This window comes from Kitasatospora sp. NPDC056651, from assembly GCF_042792155.1.
Classification (GTDB): Bacteria; Actinomycetota; Actinomycetes; order Streptomycetales; family Streptomycetaceae; genus Kitasatospora.
Genome location: NZ_JBHTWX010000041.1, coordinates 1 through 16735, shown reverse-complemented (window position 1 = coordinate 16735; position 16735 = coordinate 1). Strand labels below are relative to the sequence as shown.

General features: G+C 74.0%; 15 protein-coding genes. 9 read left to right on the top strand and 6 right to left on the bottom strand.

What is annotated here, in order from left to right; all coding sequences use genetic code 11:
* Positions 1 to 9 precede the first annotated feature (9 nt).
* Together ACFRAR_RS17955 and ACFRAR_RS17950 are read right to left on the bottom strand one after the other, a co-directional pair.
* On the bottom strand, positions 10 to 342 hold the full coding sequence (locus tag ACFRAR_RS17955; protein WP_380699037.1) for a hypothetical protein: 333 nt from the start codon (positions 340 to 342) through the stop codon (positions 10 to 12).
* Between the two features lie 31 nt (positions 343 to 373).
* The gene (locus ACFRAR_RS17950; RefSeq protein ID WP_380699078.1) at positions 374 to 919 is read right to left on the bottom strand and encodes a TetR/AcrR family transcriptional regulator; all 546 of its coding nucleotides are present in this window, start codon (positions 917 to 919) and stop codon (positions 374 to 376) included.
* A gap of 188 nt (positions 920 to 1107) precedes the next feature.
* Between ACFRAR_RS17950 and ACFRAR_RS17945 the strand changes: the two genes are divergently transcribed.
* From ACFRAR_RS17945 to ACFRAR_RS17935, 3 genes are all read left to right on the top strand, one after another.
* The gene (locus tag ACFRAR_RS17945; RefSeq protein WP_380699036.1) at positions 1108 to 1992 is read left to right on the top strand and encodes an NAD(P)-dependent oxidoreductase; all 885 of its coding nucleotides are present in this window, start codon (positions 1108 to 1110) and stop codon (positions 1990 to 1992) included.
* 176 nt (positions 1993 to 2168) lie between these two features.
* Positions 2169 to 2879 carry a GntR family transcriptional regulator gene (locus tag ACFRAR_RS17940; protein ID WP_380699035.1) on the top strand — a complete coding sequence of 237 codons (711 nt, stop codon included), beginning with the start codon at positions 2169 to 2171 and terminating at the stop codon, positions 2877 to 2879.
* A gap of 99 nt (positions 2880 to 2978) precedes the next feature.
* On the top strand, positions 2979 to 3575 hold the full coding sequence (locus ACFRAR_RS17935) for a Uma2 family endonuclease (RefSeq protein ID WP_380699034.1): 597 nt from the start codon (positions 2979 to 2981) through the stop codon (positions 3573 to 3575).
* Between the two features lies 1 nt (position 3576).
* Here the strand turns inward: ACFRAR_RS17935 and ACFRAR_RS17930 are convergent, their stop codons facing one another.
* Both ACFRAR_RS17930 and ACFRAR_RS17925 read right to left on the bottom strand, forming a co-directional pair.
* On the bottom strand, positions 3577 to 4257 hold the full coding sequence (locus ACFRAR_RS17930) for an ABC transporter ATP-binding protein (RefSeq protein WP_380699033.1): 681 nt from the start codon (positions 4255 to 4257) through the stop codon (positions 3577 to 3579).
* Positions 4254 to 5330: an ABC transporter permease gene (locus ACFRAR_RS17925; protein WP_380699032.1), complete on the bottom strand. Its 1077-nt coding sequence runs from the start codon at positions 5328 to 5330 to the stop codon at positions 4254 to 4256. Before ACFRAR_RS17925 ends, ACFRAR_RS17930 begins: the two co-directional genes overlap by 4 nt.
* A gap of 165 nt (positions 5331 to 5495) precedes the next feature.
* Between ACFRAR_RS17925 and ACFRAR_RS17920 the strand changes: the two genes are divergently transcribed.
* From ACFRAR_RS17920 to ACFRAR_RS17910, 3 genes are read left to right on the top strand one after another with little or no spacing between them, the layout of a single operon-like run.
* Positions 5496 to 6701, top strand: coding sequence for a sensor histidine kinase (locus ACFRAR_RS17920; RefSeq protein ID WP_380699031.1), 1206 nt, complete (start codon positions 5496 to 5498; stop codon positions 6699 to 6701).
* Entirely contained in the window at positions 6698 to 7324 is a 627-nt protein-coding gene (locus tag ACFRAR_RS17915) for a response regulator (protein ID WP_380699030.1), read from the top strand. Before ACFRAR_RS17920 ends, ACFRAR_RS17915 begins: the two co-directional genes overlap by 4 nt.
* A 47-nt stretch (positions 7325 to 7371) precedes the next feature.
* Positions 7372 to 8394 carry a nitronate monooxygenase gene (locus ACFRAR_RS17910; RefSeq protein WP_380699029.1) on the top strand — a complete coding sequence of 341 codons (1023 nt, stop codon included), beginning with the start codon at positions 7372 to 7374 and terminating at the stop codon, positions 8392 to 8394.
* A gap of 76 nt (positions 8395 to 8470) precedes the next feature.
* On the opposite strand, the gene ACFRAR_RS17905 is transcribed toward ACFRAR_RS17910, so the two are convergent.
* Positions 8471 to 9922, bottom strand: a complete 1452-nt coding sequence (locus ACFRAR_RS17905; protein WP_380699028.1) for an aminopeptidase P family protein — start codon at positions 9920 to 9922, stop codon at positions 8471 to 8473.
* Between the two features lie 263 nt (positions 9923 to 10185).
* Positions 10186 to 10659: a redox-sensitive transcriptional activator SoxR gene (gene soxR / locus ACFRAR_RS17900; RefSeq protein WP_380699027.1), complete on the bottom strand. Its 474-nt coding sequence runs from the start codon at positions 10657 to 10659 to the stop codon at positions 10186 to 10188.
* 47 nt (positions 10660 to 10706) lie between these two features.
* Here soxR and ACFRAR_RS17895 point away from each other — a divergent pair, with 47 nt between their 5' ends.
* The 3 genes from ACFRAR_RS17895 to ACFRAR_RS17885 all read left to right on the top strand — a co-directional run bounded on the left by ACFRAR_RS17895 (position 10707) and on the right by ACFRAR_RS17885 (position 16649).
* Positions 10707 to 12164, top strand: coding sequence for an MFS transporter (locus tag ACFRAR_RS17895; RefSeq protein ID WP_380699026.1), 1458 nt, complete (start codon positions 10707 to 10709; stop codon positions 12162 to 12164).
* Between the two features lie 339 nt (positions 12165 to 12503).
* Positions 12504 to 13676, top strand: a complete 1173-nt coding sequence (locus tag ACFRAR_RS17890; RefSeq protein WP_380699025.1) for an aminotransferase class V-fold PLP-dependent enzyme — start codon at positions 12504 to 12506, stop codon at positions 13674 to 13676.
* 117 nt (positions 13677 to 13793) lie between these two features.
* Entirely contained in the window at positions 13794 to 16649 is a 2856-nt protein-coding gene (locus tag ACFRAR_RS17885; protein ID WP_380699077.1) for a DEAD/DEAH box helicase, read from the top strand.
* Positions 16650 to 16735 lie beyond the last annotated feature (86 nt).

Genomic DNA, 16735 nt, shown 5'->3' with positions numbered 1-16735 from the left:
GTCCCCGGATCAGTCCCCGTAGAGGCAGAGCCAGCTGCCCGGGGTGGCGGCGCAGTGGGCGAGCAGGTTGCGCAGGTCGCGCACGGCCGCCCGCTGCGCCTCGTCGGTGCAACGGGCGAGCAGGGCGGTGGCCTCCTCGAAGGCGGCGCCCGCGTCCTGCTCGTTGAACAGGGTGTCGCCGTACGGGTCGATCCGGCCGAGCCGGTGGTCGGACGGGCGGGCGTGCTCGGCGAGAGCCGCGGCGAGGCCGCCGCCGTGGCCGGTCGACAGGTGCAGCATGGCGGGGCGGTCGCGGTCGCCGCCCTTCGGGCGGCCGTCGTACAGCGCCACTTCGATCGACAAGTCCGTTGCTCCTGCGGGAAGTCGGGGCGTTTCAGCGGTAGGTCGAGAGCAGCCGGGCCAGGTGTCGGCCGGTGACCAGCAGGGGCTCCTCGCTGCGGGCGACCTGGGCGGCGAGCTCGGCGCCTTCGAGGGTGTTGATGACGGTGCCGGCCAGTTCGCGGGCGTCCTCCTCGCCGATCCCGGCGGCACGCAGCCGTTCCTCCACGATCGCCCGCCAGTTGGCGAAGGCCTCGGCCACGGCCTGCTCGATCACCGGCGCCCGGCCGATGGTCTCCAGCGCGGTGGAGGTGATCGGGCAGCCGTCCTGCCAGTCGGAGGCGCGCAGCTCGGTGGCGAGTATCCGGGTGCAGGCGGTCAGCGCCTCGCCGAGGTCCGTCGAGGAGTCCAGCCCGGCCCGCAGCAGGACGGCGAACTCCTCGTCCCCGTGCCGGATCGCCTCGGCGGCCAACTCCTGCTTGCCGCCCGGGAAGAAGTGGTAGACGGAGCCGAGGGTGGCCTCGGACTCGCGGGAGATCTGCTTGATCCCGGTGCCCTCGTACCCCTGGCGTTGCAGCAGTCGGGAGGTGGCCCGGACGATCCGCTCGCGGGTGCCGACGGTGACGGTCTTCCCCGGTGGCTTCTCGGGCGTCTTCGCGGCGGTCTTCTCGGGCGTCTTCACGGCGGGATCCTATCCGATGGGGTGAATAGAGCGTTCGTTCTAGAGCTGTGCTAGCGTCGGCTCCGGCGCTCTGGATAGAGCGTTCGTTCCAGAGGAGGGGAAGGCATATGTCCGTGGAACAGCGGTCGAAGAGTTCCGTGACGGTGATCGGGCTCGGCCCGATGGGGCGGGCCATGGCGGGGGCGTTCCTGGACGCCGGGTACGCCGTCACGGTGTGGAACCGTACGGCCGGGCGGGCCGACGAACTGGTCGCCAGGGGAGCGGAGCCGGCGCCGAGCGCGGAGGCGGCGGTGGCGGCCAACGAACTGGTGGTGCTCAGCCTCACCGACTACGACGCGGTGCTCGCCGTGCTGGAGTCGGTCGAGTCGGCCGTGCTGGAGGGGAAGGTCGTCGCGAACCTCGGCTCGGACACCCCCGAGCGGGCCCGGGAGGTCGCCCGCCGGCTCGCCGAGCGCGGGGCCGGGCACCTGACCGGCGGGGTGCAGGTGCCGCCGTCGGGCATCGGCAACCCCGGGTCGTCCGCCTTCTACAGCGGACCGGCCGAGCTGTTCGAACGGCACCGGACCACGCTGGAGGTGCTCACCGCGGCCGACTACCGGGGCGAGGACCCGGGGTTGGCGCAGCTGTACTACCAGATCCAGATGGACCTGTTCTGGACCTCGATGGTCGGCTACCTGCACGCCACCGCGATCGCCGAGGCCAACGGCATCCCGGCCGAGGACTTCCGGCCGTACGCCGTCTCCACCGCCTCGCTGCTGCCGGGGATGATCGAGTTCTACGCGCCGCGGATCACCGCCGGCGACCACGGCGGGGACGTCGACCGGATGACCATGGCGCTCGCCGGCATCGAGCACGTGCGGCACACCGTCGAGGCCTCCGGGGTGGACGCCGCGCTGCCGGCGCTGCTGGCGGAGACGGTCGGGCGGAGCGTCGAGGCCGGGAACGGCGGGGCCAGCCTGAGCGCCCTGGTGGAGCAGTTCCGCCGGGCGTAGCCCTCCGTGCGGGTGGCGCACCGCGCGCCGTCGGCCGTTCCCGCGGCCGACGGCCGCCACCACGGCTTTTGGGCGCCACGGGACCGGACCGGCGGGTGTTCGAATCGCGGACGGTTGCGTACGCAACGTAACGTGACATTGTACGCTGGTGTTCTGCACCCACCCGGAGGAACACCATGGCCGACCTCAAATCCCGCACCCTGATCTCCGTCCAGGAGCGGCTTCGCGACCAGGTCGCCCACGCACTCCGGGCGGCCCTGATCTCCGGCGAACTGCGCCCCGGCGTCGTCTACTCCGCACCCGCGCTCGCCGCCGACTTCGGCGTCTCCGCGACCCCGGTCCGCGAGGCCATGCTCGACCTCGCCCGCGAGGGCCTGGTCGAGGCCGTCCGCAACAAGGGCTTCCGGGTCACCGAACTCACCGAGCGGGACCTGGACGACTACACCGAGATCCGCGCCCTGATCGAGGTCCCGACCGTCGGCCGGGTCGCGCGCGCCGCCACCGAGGAGCAGCTGGAGCGGCTGCGCCCGCAGGCCGAGGCGATCGTCGCGGCGGCGCGCAAGCACGACCTGATCGGCTACCTGGAGGCCGACCGCCAGTTCCACCTGGACCTGCTCGGGCTGGCCGGCAACTCCCGGCTGGTCGACGTCGTCGGGGACCTGCGCAAGCGGTCCCGGCTGTACGGGCTGACGCGGCTGGACGAGCTGGGGCAACTGGTCTCCTCGGCGGAGGAGCACCTGGAGCTGCTGGACCTGATGCTCGCCGGCGACGCGGACGCGGCGGAGGCCTGCATGACCCGCCACCTCAGCCACGTCCGCTCCTTGTGGGCCGGCGAGGAGAAGTCCGCCGAGCCGGCGCCCTCGGCGCTGCGGCTGCGCTCCCGGTAGGGGCCGAACCGCCCGTTCGGGTGAAGGGCGGGGACCGGGCGCCGGAAGGTGCCCGGGCCCTACGATGATGTTCTCGACATCGGCAGCAGGAGGAACTCCATGTCCGCCGCAGCAGTGGAAGGGCCTTTCGAGCAGCCGACGCCGCTCGAAGCCGCCGAGCTGATCTCCAAGCAGCTCGTGGGGCACCGGGTCGAGATCCTCGGAGGACAGATCACAGCGACGCCACCTCCGGACGGTCAGCACGGCGACACTCTCACCAGCGTCAGTGTTCCGTTCCTCGTGGCAGGTCTGCACGGTGAGGGGACCCGGGTCATCCAGGGCATCGGCCTCTGGCTGCCCGACGGTCCATCGGACTACGCCATCCCGGACCTGTCGATCGTCGACGCCGACTATGCCGATCACGTGGTCGAGCACAACTGCTACGACCCCGTGATCTTCAGGCTCGTCCTGGAAGTGACATCGCCGAACCACTTGGTCGACCTGAAGATCAAGCCGACGCTGTACGCGGAAGCCGGGGTGCCGGTGTACGTCATCGTCGACCGGAAGAACCTGAAGGTCATGGTCCTGACCGACCCGCGAGACGGCGATTACCGGGTGCACGCCGTTCATCACCCCGGGCAGTCGTTCACGTTGCCGGAGTCGATCGGCGCAGCCGTGACGCTCTCGGTGGACGACGTTCTCATCGCCAAGAAATAGGTCACGCCGCCGCCGGCACCGTCAGCCTCCCGTCCCGGACCTCGGCGATCTGGTCGACGGCCGTCAGGTGGGTGCGGTCGTGGGTGACCAGGACGGTGGCGGTGGCCCGGCGGTGGGTGAGGCCGGTGATCAGGTCCAGGACCGCCGCGCCGCGTTCGTGGTCGAGGGCGCTGGTGGGTTCGTCCACCAGGAGCACGGTGGGGTCGTTCATCAGGGCGCGGGCGATGTTGACCCGCTGGCGCTGGCCGCCGGAGAGCTGGTGCGGGCGGCGGGCGGCCTGGTCGCGGAGCCCGACGGCGTCCAGGAGTTCCAGGGCGCGGGGGAGGGCGGTGCGCGGGGAGCGGCCGTCGAGGTGGGCCATCACCTGCAACTGCTCCACGGCGGTGAGCGAGGGCAGCAGGTTGGCCTGCTGGAAGACGATGCCGATCCTCGTGCGGCGCAGCGCGGTGAGGTCGGCCCGGCCGAGGCCCGCGGTGTCGGTGCCGTCGATCACGACCTGCCCGGAGTCCGGGCCGATCAGGGTGGCGGCGACCGCCAGCAGGCTGGACTTGCCGGAGCCGGAGGGGCCGACGACGGCCGTGACCGAGCCCTTGGGGACGGTCAGCGAGACCTGGTCGAGGGCCGTGAGCCGGCCGTCGCCGTCCGGGTAGGTGAGGGTGATGCGGTCGAGCACGAGACTCATCGGGCGCTCCCCAGGGCGGTCAGCGGGTCGGCGGAGGTGATCCGGCGGATGGACAGGGCCGCGCCGATCGCGCCGAGGGCGATCATGACGGTCGCGGGCAGCAGGAGGGTCGGGGCGTCCAGCACGAAGGGGACGGCGGAGCCGATCAGCGAGCCGGCGCCGAGGGCGATCGCGGTGCCGACGACGGTGCCGAGCACCAGCAGCAGGACGGCCTGGCCGAGGGCGTCGCGCAGCAGGTAGCGGGTGGAGGCGCCGAGGGCCTTGAGGACGGCGATGTCGCCGCTGCGCTGGATCGTCCAGACGGTGAAGAACGCGCCGATCACCAGGGCCGAGATGGCGAACAGGAAGCCGCGCATCAGCTGGAGGGAGCCGTTCTCCGAGGTGTAGGAGCCGATCGCGGCGAGGGCGTCGTCCCGGCCGCGGGTCTCGGTGCCGTGGCGGGCGTCGGCGGCGGCGAGGTCGGCGCCCTTCGTGGTGCCGAGCGCGATGACGGTGGCGTGGCCGGCGCCGCCGGGCGCGGCCTGCTGCCAGTCGCCGAGGCTGGTCCAGATCACCGGGGTGTGGCTGTACGCGGCGTCGCCCTCGACGGCGGCGACCCGCAGCGGGTGCCCGGCCAGGGTGAACTCGGCGCCGGGGGCGAGGCCGCCCAGGTTCTCGGCGGCGGTCTTGGACAGCACCGCCCGGCCGGGGGCGATCAGGCCGCCCTGCGGGGCGAGCCCGGAGCCGTCCGGGACACCGAAGGCGGACAGCGCGGCGGTGCGCTTCCCGGCGGCGGCCTTGGTGGTGGTGATGCCGAGCGGCTGGGCGGAGGTGACTCCGGGCTCGCGGGCCCAGGCCTGCCACTGGTCGGGGGTGACCTGGGAGTCGGTGAAGGAGAGCTTCTGCCCGTCGGCCGGTCTGCCGAAGACCAGGTGGTCGGCGGGCAGGCCGGTGATGGCGGAGATGTTCTGGCGGCCGAGCCCGGCGGTCAGCCCGGACAGCAGGCCGACCAGTACGGTGATCAGCACGATGACGGTCCCCATCAGGGCGAACCGGCCTTTGGCGAACCTCAGGTCCCTCCAGGCGACGAACAACGGTGGGCCTTTCCCGCGGGGTGGACTTCCGACGCTTCCACTGTTGTGGATCGGGGGCCCCGGAGGCATCGCGCCGGGGATTGCATCCTGGGCATCAAAGGGCAGACGCAGAGTTCAACCTTTTGATTGATGCCGCCTGCCGGGCGCAGAACTTAACCTGGACGGATGGCGACCGAACGATCCAGAACCACCCCCGTCGCCCGCGTCCTCCAGGTCTGCCTGCACCTGCTCGTGGCGGGCCTGCTGGCGCTCGCCGTCGCCCGGGCCGTCTTCGCCGAGCGGGGTGGCGATCCCGCCGCCGTCGCCGCCGCGGCCACCGCGATGGCCGCCGTCTACACCGTCGGGCCGCAGCTGGCCGCCGTCCGCCGTTCGCGCCGGGCGGCCGCGCTCTGGCTGGCGCTGCTCGGCGTCACCTGGGCGGGCGTACTGCTCGCCACCCAGGACGGGGTCTGGCTGGCGTTCCCGCTGTACTTCCTGGAACTGCACCTGCTGGGGCGGCGCGGCGGGCCGGTGGCCGTCGGGCTGACGGCCGCCGCGGCGATCGCCGCGTGGTCCTGGCACCAGCACAGCTTCAGCCTCGCCGCCTCGATCGGGCCCGCGCTCGGCGCGGCCGTCGCGACCGCCACCGTGCTCGGCTACCAGGCGCTGTACCGGGAGAGCGAGGAGCGGCGCCGGCTGATCGACGAGCTGACCGCCGCCCGCGCCGACCTCGCCTCCGCGCACCACGCGGCCGGGGTGCTGGCCGAGCGCGAGCGGCTCGCCCGGGAGATCCACGACACCCTCGCGCAGGGCCTCAGCTCCATCCAGCTGCTGCTGCGGGCGGCCCAGCGGGCCCTGCCCGAGCGCACCGAGGCCGCCGCCGGGTACGTCGAGCAGGCGCGGCAGGCCGCCCAGGACAACCTGGAGGAGGCCCGGAGCTTCGTCCGGGCGCTCACCCCGCCCGCGCTGGACGGCGATCCGCTGCCGGTCGCGCTGGAGCGGCTGTGCGCGACGACGACGGCGTACGGCGCGCTGCCCGTCCACCTGCACGTCTCCGGCCGCCCGGTCCGGCTGCCGGCCGCGCAGGAGGTCGCGCTGCTGCGGATCGCGCAGTCGGCGCTCGGCAACACCGTCCGGCACGCGGGGGCCGCCCGCGCCGAGGTGACTCTCAGCTACATGGAGGGCGAAGTGGCGCTGGACGTGTTCGACGACGGGGCCGGGTTCGACCCGGCGGCGGTCGCGGGCCGCACCGGCGGGGACGGCGGGTTCGGACTGCCCTCGATGCGGGCCCGGGCGCGGGCACTCGGCGGCGGCTTCACGGTGGAGTCGGCGCCCGGGCAGGGGACGACGGTGGCGGTGCAGCTGCCGGTCGGCCCGGAGGCGGCCTCGTGATCCGGCTGCTGATCGCGGACGACCACCCGGTGGTGCGGGCCGGACTGCGGGCGGTGCTGGAGTGCGAGCCGGACTTCGCCATCGTGGCGGAGGCGGCCACCGCCGAGCGGGCCGTCGAGCTGGCGGCGGAGCCGGGCGTGGACGTGGTGCTGATGGACCTCCAGTTCGGGCCGGGGTCGGCGATGAACGGGGCGCAGGCCACGGCGGCGATCACCGCCCGGGCGGGTGCGCCGCGGGTGCTGGTCGTCACGACCTACGACACCGACGCGGACACCCTGCCGGCCCTGGAGGCCGGGGCCACCGGCTACCTGCTGAAGGACGCGCCGCCCGAGGAGCTGGCCCAGGCCGTCCGGGCCGCCGCGGCCGGGCGCAGCGCGCTGGCGCCCAGCGTGGCGGACCGGCTGCTGGAGCGGATGCGGACGCCGACGGCGGCGCTCAGCGCGCGGGAGACCGAGGTGCTGGGGCTGGTCGCGGACGGGCTGACCAACCAGCAGGTCAGCCAGCGGCTGCACCTGAGCCAGGCCACGGTGAAGTCCCATCTGGTGCACATCTACACCAAGTTGGGGGTGGACTCGCGCACCGCGGCGGTGCGGGAGTCGCGGCGGCGGGGGCTGATCCGCTGAGCGTAGGGTGGGGTGTTCCGTGCCCGTGGCAGTGTGAGGAGCGCCTGATGCCCGTCCGACTCGGCGAGCTCGCCGTACCGGTGATCGCCGCCCCGATGGCGGGCGGCCCCTCGACGCCCGAGCTGGCCGTGGCGGTGAACCGGGCCGGCGGGCTGGGATTCCTGGCCGCCGGGATGAAGACCGTCGAGGCGCTGGCCGAGCAGATCGCCGCCGTACGGAAGGCGACCGACCGGCCGTACGGGGTGAACCTCTTCGTGCCGGGCACACCCGCGGACCGCGCGGTGGTCGACGCCTACCGGGAGCGGCTGCGGCCCGAGGCCGAGCGGTGGGGCGTGGCGCTGCCGGAGGAGATCGGGCCGGACCGGGACGGCTGGGAGGCCAAGCTCGCCCTGCTGCTCGCGGACCCGGTGCCGGTGGTGTCGTACACCTTCGGGCTGCCGACGGCGGAGGAGGCGGCGGCGCTGCGGGCCGCCGGGACGACCCAGGTCGCCACCGTCACCACGCCGCGGGAGGCCCGGGCCGCGGAGGCCCTCGGGATGGACGCGCTGTGCGTGCAGGGCCCGGAGGCGGGCGGGCACCGGAGCACCCACCGGGTGACGGACCGGCCGGAAGAGCTGCCGCTGCTCGAACTGCTGCCCGCCGTACGGGAAGTGACGGCGCTGCCGCTGGTCGCCGCGGGCGGGCTCGGCGACGGCGCGGCCATCGCGGCGGCGCTGCGGGCGGGGGCGGTGGCGGTGCAGCTGGGCACGGCACTACTGCGGTCGGACGAGTCCGGTGCCTCGGCCGCGCACCGGGCGGCGCTCACCGAACTCCCGGAGACGGCCGTCACCCGCGCCTTCACCGGCCGCCCGGCCCGCGGCCTGCGCAACGCCTTCATCGACCGCTACGGCCCGTACGCCCCGCCCGCCTACCCCGAGGTCCACCACCTCACTGCCCCCCTGCGCACCGCCGCCGCCCGTCGGGGCGACACCGACGCCATGCACCTGTGGGCCGGCACGGCGCACCACCTGGCGCGGTCCGGCCCGGCGGAGGCGATCGTCGCGGAGCTGTGGCGGGCGGCGCGGCGGTAGCCCGCCGGGGGCGTGGACGTCGCCGTCCGGCAGGGGGAGCGGACGATCAAGGTGGCTTGATCGTCCGCTGCCGTTCTCAGCCGAGCAGGGTGGCCATCCAGGACTCGATGTCCGCGGCCGCCCTGGGCAGGGCGCCGGACATCAGGCGGGCGCCGTCCTCGGTGATGACCAGGTCGTCCTCGATGCGGATGCCGAGGCCGCGGAGTTCGGCGGGGAGGGTCTCGTCGTCCGGCTGGAGGTAGAGGCCGGGTTCGACGGTGAGGACCATGCCCTCCTCCAGGGTGCCGTCGACGTAGCGGTCCGCGCGGGACTTGGCGCAGTCGTGGTAGTCGAGGCCGAGCATGTGGCCGCTGCCGCAGAGGGTGTAGCGGCGGTACAGGCCGTTGTCCTCGGCGAGGGCCTCCTCGGCGGACACGGGCAGGACGCCCCAGTCGGCGAGGCCCTCGGCGATCACCCGCATCGCCGCGTGGTGGAAGTCGCGGAACCGGGCGCCGGGGCGCAGGGCGGCGATGCCGGCGCTCTGGGCGGCGAGGACCAGGTCGTAGGCCTGGCGCTGGACCGGGGTGAAGGTGCCGCTGAGCGGGAGGGTGCGGGTGATGTCGGCGGCGTAGAGGGTGTCGGTCTCGACGCCGGCGTCCAGCAGCAGCAGGGAGTTCGGGTCGAGGGCGCCGTCGTTGCGGATCCAGTGCAGGACGCAGGCGTGGGCGCCGGAGGCGGCGATGGTGGTGTACGAGGTGCCGTTGCCCTCGGCGCGGGCGCGCAGGTCGAAGACGCCCTCGATCCAGCGTTCGCCGCGGTGGTGGCGCAGCGCGGTGGGCAGGGCGCGGACGACGTCCTCGAAGCCGGTGGTGGTGTGGTCGACGGCCAGTTGCAGCTGGCCGATCTCCCATTCGTCCTTGACCAGGCGCAACTCGGAGAGGACGGCGGCGAGTTCGCCGTCCCGGGCGGAGGGGCCGCGCCGCTCGGTGGCCTCGTCGACCACCGGGTCGGTGTCGGCGAGCACCCTGGTCGGCGGCTGCGGGCCGGAGAGCAGCTTGCCGAGGTCGTCGAGGTGTGCGGTGCGCACTCCGGTGAGCCGGGCCGCCTCGGCGAGGTCGGGCCGGGCCCCGACCCAGAACTCGCCGTAGCGGCGGTCGCGGTAGAACTCGCCGCCGTCGCGCGGGGAGCGGGGCCGCAGGTAGAGGACCGGCTCGTGGCCCTCGGGGCCGGCCGGTTCGAGGACCAGGACGTGGTCGGCCTGGTCCTCGCCCGTGAGGCCGGTGAGCCAGACGTACGCGCTGTGCGGGCGGAAGCGGTAGTCGAGGTCGTTGCAGCGGACCTTGAGCCGGCCGGCCGGGACGATCAGCCGCTCGCCGGGGAAGGCGGCGGAGAGCCGGGCGCGGCGGCCGGGGAAGCGGTCGTAGCCGGGGACGCGCTGGTCGGCGGGGAGCGGGGTGGCGGCCCAGTGGGCGCCCATGAACGAGGCGAGGGCGGGGGAGACCGGGAGGTCGTGGCTCCCGGTGTTCAGGCCGGTCGGGGGCAGGGTCACCGGTGAACTCCTAGGCGGGGCTGGGGAGATGCGGGGGCATGGACACAGCTCGGTAACGGATGGCGCCACCTCTTGCGCTGTGCAATTTCACATTACTATGTTACTGATCATGCGGTACGGCGTCGAGTGTGCCGTTCCGTCCGGGCCCGTCCTTGAGGGTCGGGCCGGACACCGAGACCCCCGGTCGGACGTGGCGGGGAACCCTGCGAGGGCCACGTCCGGCCGGGCCGTTCGCCTCGCTCCGCTCACTGCTCTCGCTGCTCTCACTGCTCGACGGGCGGCGGCCCTTCCTCCGGCAGCAGCAGGCGCGGCCCCGGGCCCTCGGCGGCCAGCTCGTCGCCCGGGTTGAGCACCCGGCAGCGGCGCAGCGACACGCAGCCGCAGCCGATGCAGCCGGTCAGCTCGCCCTCCAGCCGCTCCAGCTCGATCCGGCGGGCGCGCAGCTGCTCGGCCCAGTGCCGGGAGATGCGCTCCCAGTCGTGCTTGCCGGGCATCCGGTCCTCCGGCAGTCCGGCGAAGGCCTCGGCGACCTCGGCGAGCGGGATGCCGAGCCGCTTGGCGACCAGGATGAGCGAGATCCGGCGCAGCACGTGCCGCCGGTAGCGCCGCTGGTTGCCCGTGGTGCGCTCGGAGGAGATCAGCCCCTGGTCCTCGTAGAAGCGCACCGCCGAGGTGGCGATGCCGGCCCGCCGGGCCACCTCGCCGACGCTCAGCAGATCGACCGGGGCAGTGGTCATGCCGGCTCCTTGACTTCAAGTTATCTTGAAGTCCTAGCGTACCGGACGTGACCGAATCAGCAGCCGTGAAGAACGGCACCGACCATTCCGAGCTGGGCAGTTACCCGGCGGATTCGCCGTCCTCCGGGGCCTCCGGCGGGTGGGGCGAACTCTTCTCCCGCCGGTACGCCGCCTCCGCCTCGATCCTGGCGGGCGGTGTCGCGCTGTACGCGATGAACCTCTACTTCACCGCCGCGCTGATGCCCTCGATCGTCACCGACATCGGCGGCGAGCGGTACTACGCGTGGGTGGCCACCGGCTTCCTGATGGCCGCCGTCATCGCCTCCATGCTGGTCAGCCGGCTGCTGGACCGGCTCGGCGCCGCCCGGGCGTACGTCCTGGGCTTCCTGGTGTTCGGCGCGGGCGCGGTGGTCAACGCGCTCAGCCCGTCGATGGCGGCGCTGATCCTCGGCCGGGTGGTGCAGGGGCTCGGCGGCGGACTGCTGTCCGGGCTCGGCTACGCGGTGATCCGCAGCGCGCTGCCGGAGCGGCTGTGGACCCGGGGCGCCGGACTGGTCTCCGCGATGTGGGGCGTCGGCACCCTGGTCGGGCCGTCGCTCGGCGGGCTGTTCGCCCAACTCGGCGCCTGGCGCTGGGGGTACGTGCTGCTGCTGGTCGCCGCGCTGGTACTGGCGGGGCTGGCCCGCCGGGTGCTGCCCGGGCCCTCCGGCGCGGGACGGGGCAGCGGTCCGGTGCCGCTGGCCTCGCTGCTGCTGCTCACCCTGGCGGCGGCCGCCTTCAGTGTGAGTTCGACCGTGCCGAGCGGCTGGCCGACGGCGGTCTGCCTGCTCGCCGGGCTGGCGCTGCTGATCGGCTTCGTGGCGGCCGAACGGCGCGGGGTCGCGACGGTGCTGCCGCAGCGGACCTACCGGGCCGGCAGCCCGCTGAAGTGGCTCTACCTGACCGTCGCGGTGCTCTGCGCGGGTGTGGTGGCGGAGAACTTCATCCCGCTGTTCGGCCAGCAACTGGGCGGTCTCGGCCCGCTCATGGCCGGGTTCCTCGGTGCCGCGACCTCGGCCGGCTGGACCGCCGCCCAGCTGTTCAGCGTCGGGATCGAGTCCGCGCGCGGTCGGGCCCTGGCCATCCGGGTCGCTCCGCTGGTGCTGCTCGCCGGCCTGCTGGTCTACGGGCTGACGCAGACCGGGCACGCCTCCGGGCCGCGGGTGCTGCTGTGGGCGGTGGCGCTGTTCGGCGCCGGCACCGGGATCGGGCTGGCCTTCCCGCACCTGAGCGTCGCCGCGATGCGCAGCAGCAGCGATCCGGCCGAGGGTGGCAAGGCGGCCGCGGCGATCAACACCACCCAGCTGATCGCGATCTCGGTGACCTCGGCGCTGGCCGGCACCCTGGTCAGCCTGGGCGGGGCCAGCCCGGTCGACTCGGCCCGGTACATGGCCTTCGGGATCGCCGCGGTCGCCGCCGTCGGGGCGATCGCCGCCGCGCGCACCGCCCGCGGCCTGAGTCGCTGAGGCGCCGGGCCGGCAGGCCCGGGCAGGCCCCGGGCGCCTGAGCAGGCCCGGGCAGGCCCCGGGCCCCTGAGCAGGCCCCGGATCCCTTTTCGTCGGGGGGATCCGGGGCCTTCGCGCGGTTCGGCGCACCGGGAGCCGCGGTGCCGCCGGGCCGGGCGGTGGTCATGCGGGGTGTGGCAGTCCGGACCGGGCGACACGACGGACCTTCCGGCAGGGCCGGGGCGCCGGCCGGGTCCCGGAGAGTGGTCGCGCGACGTGCGGCCCGGACACTAGCCTGGCATGTGAAATGTCACACGCCGGTCCATGCGTCGACCGGCGGGCCGACCAGCGGAGGAAGCCGTGACCGAGGACCTGTGGACCGTCGAACCCCCGGCCCCGCTGCCGGCCGCCGACGGGCTGTTCAGCGTGTCGTCGCAGACCGCCCATCTGAACCACGGCTCCTTCGGCGCCGTGCCCGTCCCCGTCCAGCGGGTCCAGGAGCGGCTGCGCGTCGAGCACGAGCGGGACCCGGACGGCTTCTTCGCCGACCTCCCGGTCCGGGTCGCCGCGGCCCGGGCCCTGATCGCCGCCGCGCTGGGCACCGACCCGGACCGGCTCGCGCTGGTCGCCAACGTCACCGAGGCGGTCGCGATCGCCCTGGACAGCGTCCCGCTCGCGCCCGGCGACCGGATCCTGGTCACCGACCACGGCTACGGCGCGGTGACCAGGGCCGCGCTCCGCAAGGCCGCCGAGACCGGCGCCGAGGTGGTGGTGGCCCCGGTGCCGCTGGACGCCCCGGACGAGCACGCCGTCCGGGAGGCGGTGCTCGCCGCCGTCGACGAGCGCACCACCGTCGCGATCCTGGACCAGCTCACCTCGCCCACCGCCCGCCTGGTGGCCGGCCCGGCCCTGCTCGCGCAACTGCGCGCCCGCGGCGTGACCACCGTGGTGGACGGCGCCCACGCGCCCGGCATGCTCCCCGCCCCGGTCGACCCGAACGCCGACTTCTGGTTCGGCAACCTGCACAAGTGGGCCTTCGCCCCGCGCGCCACCGGGGTGCTCGCCGTCCGTCCCGAATGGACCGGCCGGGTGCGCCCGCTGGCCCTCTCCTGGGAGCACGACAAGGGCTTCCCGGGCAACGTCGAGTGGCGCGGCACCTGCGACTACACGCCCTGGCTGGCGGCCCCGGCCGGCTTCGCGCTGCTGCGCGAGCTCGGCCACGAGGCGGTGGCCGCGCACAACACCGCGCTCGCCGGGTACGGCCGGCGGACGCTGGTCGAACGGGCCGGCCTGGCGCCGCTGCCGGGGACGGCCGGGGTGTGGATGCGCACCGTCCGGCTGCCGGCCGGGCACGGCGAGACCGAGGCGCAGGCCCGGGCGCTGATGGCCGAGGTGTGGCAGCGGCTCGGCACCCGGATCGCCGTCCGCCCGTGGGCCGGCGGCGGGGTGCTGCGGATCAGCGCGCAGCTGTACAACCGGGCGGGGGAGTACGAGCGGCTGGCGGACGGGCTGGCGGAGCTGCTGAAGGACTGAGGACCGCGTCGAGGCGCCGAGGACCGCCCGGCTCCGAAAAACGGTGCTATCGATGTCAGCCCTCCCGGGTAACCTCTGGCTGAGATGCGAGATCACACCAACCACACCCGGACGGCGATGAACACCCCCCAGCCCGAGCCCCAGGACGACCAGGAGCTCAGCCCCGCCGAGGCGTACGCGGCCAGCCGTCGCCGGGCCCAGGAGCAGGCCACCGCCCTGTACGGCTTCCAGCAGCTGTACGACTTCCCGCTGGACGACTTCCAGCTGGAGGCCTGCCGGACGCTGGAGGACGGATCCGGCGTCCTGGTCGCCGCCCCCACCGGCTCCGGGAAGACCATCGTCGGCGAGTTCGCCGTGCACCTGGCCCTGGCCTCCGGTCGCAAGTGCTTCTACACCACGCCGATCAAGGCGCTCTCCAACCAGAAGTACGGGGACCTGGTCAAGCGCTACGGCGCCGCCAAGGTCGGCCTGCTCACCGGCGACAACTCCGTCAACGGCGACGCCCCCGTGGTGGTCATGACCACCGAGGTGCTGCGCAACATGCTCTACGCGGGCTCCAGCACCCTCAACGGCCTCGGCTACGTCGTGATGGACGAGGTGCACTACCTCGCCGACCGCTTCCGCGGCGCCGTCTGGGAGGAAGTCATCATCCACCTCCCCGAGTCGGTCACCCTCGTCTCGCTCTCCGCGACCGTCTCCAACGCCGAGGAGTTCGGCGACTGGCTGGACACCGTGCGCGGCGGCACCAAGGTGATCGTCTCCGAGACCAGGCCGGTGCCGCTGTGGCAGCACGTGATGGCCGGCAACCGGATGTACGACCTGTTCGCCGACCCCGACCGGGACGGCCGTCCCAAGCACAACCTGAAGAACCCGGGCAAGGCCGTCAACCCCGAGCTGGTCCGGCTGGCCCGCTCCGAACTCGACCGCAACCCGCGCGACCGCTTCGGCCGCGGCCGGGGCCGCTCGATGCCCAACGGCCGTCCCGGCCGGGTCTGGACGCCGGGCCGGGTGGACGTCATCGACCGGCTCCACGCCGAGGGCCTGCTGCCCGCGATCACCTTCATCTTCAGCCGGGCCGGCTGCGAGGCCGCCGTCCAGCAGTGCCTCAGCTCCGGGCTGCGGCTCAACAAGGACTCCGAGCGCGCCCAGGTCCGGGCCGTCGTCGAGGAGCGCTGCGCCGACATCCCGGACGAGGACCTGCACGTCCTCGGCTACTTCGAGTGGCTGGACGGGCTGGAGCGCGGCATCGCCGCCCACCACGCCGGGATGCTGCCCCGGTTCAAGGAAGTCGTCGAGGAGCTCTTCGTGAAGGGCCTGGTCAAGGCCGTCTTCGCGACCGAGACCCTGGCGCTCGGCATCAACATGCCCGCCCGCTCGGTGGTCATGGAGAAGCTGGTCAAGTGGAACGGCGAGACCCACGCCGACATCACCCCCGGCGAGTACACCCAGCTCACCGGCCGGGCCGGGCGGCGCGGCATCGACATCGAGGGCCACGCCGTCGTGCTCTGGCAGCGCGGCCTCGACCCGGAGGCGCTGGCCGGCCTGGCCGGCACCCGCACCTACCCGCTGAAGTCCTCGTTCCGGCCCTCCTACAACATGGCCGTCAACCTGGTCTCCCAGTTCGGCCGGCACCGCTCGCGCGAGCTGCTGGAGACGTCTTTCGCCCAGTTCCAGGCGGACCGCTCGGTGGTCGGCATCTCCCGCCAGGTGCAGCGCAACGAGGAGGGGCTGGAGGGCTACCGCGAGTCGATGACCTGCCACCTCGGCGACTTCGACGAGTACATGGAGCTGCGCCGCAACCTCAAGGACCGCGAGAACGCGCTGGCCCGGGAAGGCACCAGCCAGCGCCGCGCGGCCGCCGTCGAGTCGCTGGAGCAGCTCAAGCCGGGCGACGTCATCCACGTCCCCACCGGCAAGTTCGCCGGCCTCGCCCTGGTCCTCGACCCGGGCCTGCCGCCGGTCGACCGCTCCGGCCGGGGCGGCCCCCGCCACCCCGACTACCAGGACGGCCCGCGCCCGGTGGTGCTCACCGCCGAGCGGCAGGTCAAGCGGCTCGCCATGATCGACTTCCCGCACCCGGTCGCCGCGATCGAGCGGGTGCGCATCCCCAAGTCCTTCAACCCGCGAAGCCCGCAGTCCCGGCGCGACCTCGCCTCCGCGCTGCGCACCAAGGCCGGCCACCTGGAGCCCGAGCGGTTCCGGCGCGGCCGCGCGGCCGCCGCCGACGACCCGGAGATCACCCGGCTGCGCACCGAACTGCGCCAGCACCCGTGCCACGGCTGCTCCGACCGCGAGGACCACGCCCGCTGGGCCGAGCGCTACCACCGGTTGCACCGCGACACCGAGTTGCTGGAGCGCCGGATGCGCTCGCGCACCCACACCATCGCCCGCACCTTCGACCGGGTCTGCGCGCTGCTCACCGACCTCGGCTACCTCAGCGGTGACACCGTCACCGACGACGGCAAGCGTCTCGGCCGGCTCTACGGCGAACTCGACCTGCTCGCCTCGGAGTGCATCCGCGAGGGCGTCTGGAGCGGCCTGGCCGCCGCCGAACTCGCCGCCTGCGCCTCGGCGCTGGTGTACGAGGCGCGCCAGTCCGACGACGCCGGCGCCCCCCGGGTGCCGGAGGGCGCGGCCAAGGAGGCGCTCGGCAAGATGGTCCGGATCTGGGGCCACCTGGACGCCCTGGAGGAGCAGCACCGGATCAACACCGCCGAGGGCGTCGGCCAGCGCGAGCCCGACCTGGGCTTCGCCTGGGTCGCCTACCGCTGGGCGCTCGGCCACAACCTCGACCAGGTGCTGCGCGACGCCGACATGCCGGCCGGCGACTTCGTCCGCTGGACCAAGCAGCTGATCGACGTCCTCGGCCAGATCCAGGACGCCGCCGGCGAGGACGTGGAGCTCCGCAAGACGGCCCGCAAGGCCGTCGACGGCCTCCGCCGCGGCATCATCGCCTACTCCTCCGTGGGCTAGCCGCACACTCGAAGGGGGCCCGCACGTACACCACGAACGCGCGGGCCCCCTTCGGTTCCAGCGATGAAGGGGCGTTGCGCGGGAAG

Bases quoted from the DNA above. Each gene is read 5' to 3' on its own strand.
- ACFRAR_RS17945 (WP_380699036.1), top strand. From the start codon at position 1,108: ATGTCCGTGGAACAGCGGTCGAAGAGTTCCGTGACGGTGATCGGGCTC.
- ACFRAR_RS17940 (WP_380699035.1), top strand. From the start codon at position 2,169: ATGGCCGACCTCAAATCCCGCACCCTGATCTCCGTCCAGGAGCGGCTT.
- ACFRAR_RS17935 (WP_380699034.1), top strand. From the start codon at position 2,979: ATGTCCGCCGCAGCAGTGGAAGGGCCTTTCGAGCAGCCGACGCCGCTC.
- ACFRAR_RS17930 (WP_380699033.1), bottom strand. From the start codon at position 4,257: ATGAGTCTCGTGCTCGACCGCATCACCCTCACCTACCCGGACGGCGAC.
- ACFRAR_RS17920 (WP_380699031.1), top strand. From the start codon at position 5,496: ATGGCGACCGAACGATCCAGAACCACCCCCGTCGCCCGCGTCCTCCAG.
- ACFRAR_RS17910 (WP_380699029.1), top strand. From the start codon at position 7,372: ATGCCCGTCCGACTCGGCGAGCTCGCCGTACCGGTGATCGCCGCCCCG.
- soxR (WP_380699027.1), bottom strand. From the start codon at position 10,659: ATGACCACTGCCCCGGTCGATCTGCTGAGCGTCGGCGAGGTGGCCCGG.
- ACFRAR_RS17885 (WP_380699077.1), top strand. From the start codon at position 13,794: ATGAACACCCCCCAGCCCGAGCCCCAGGACGACCAGGAGCTCAGCCCC.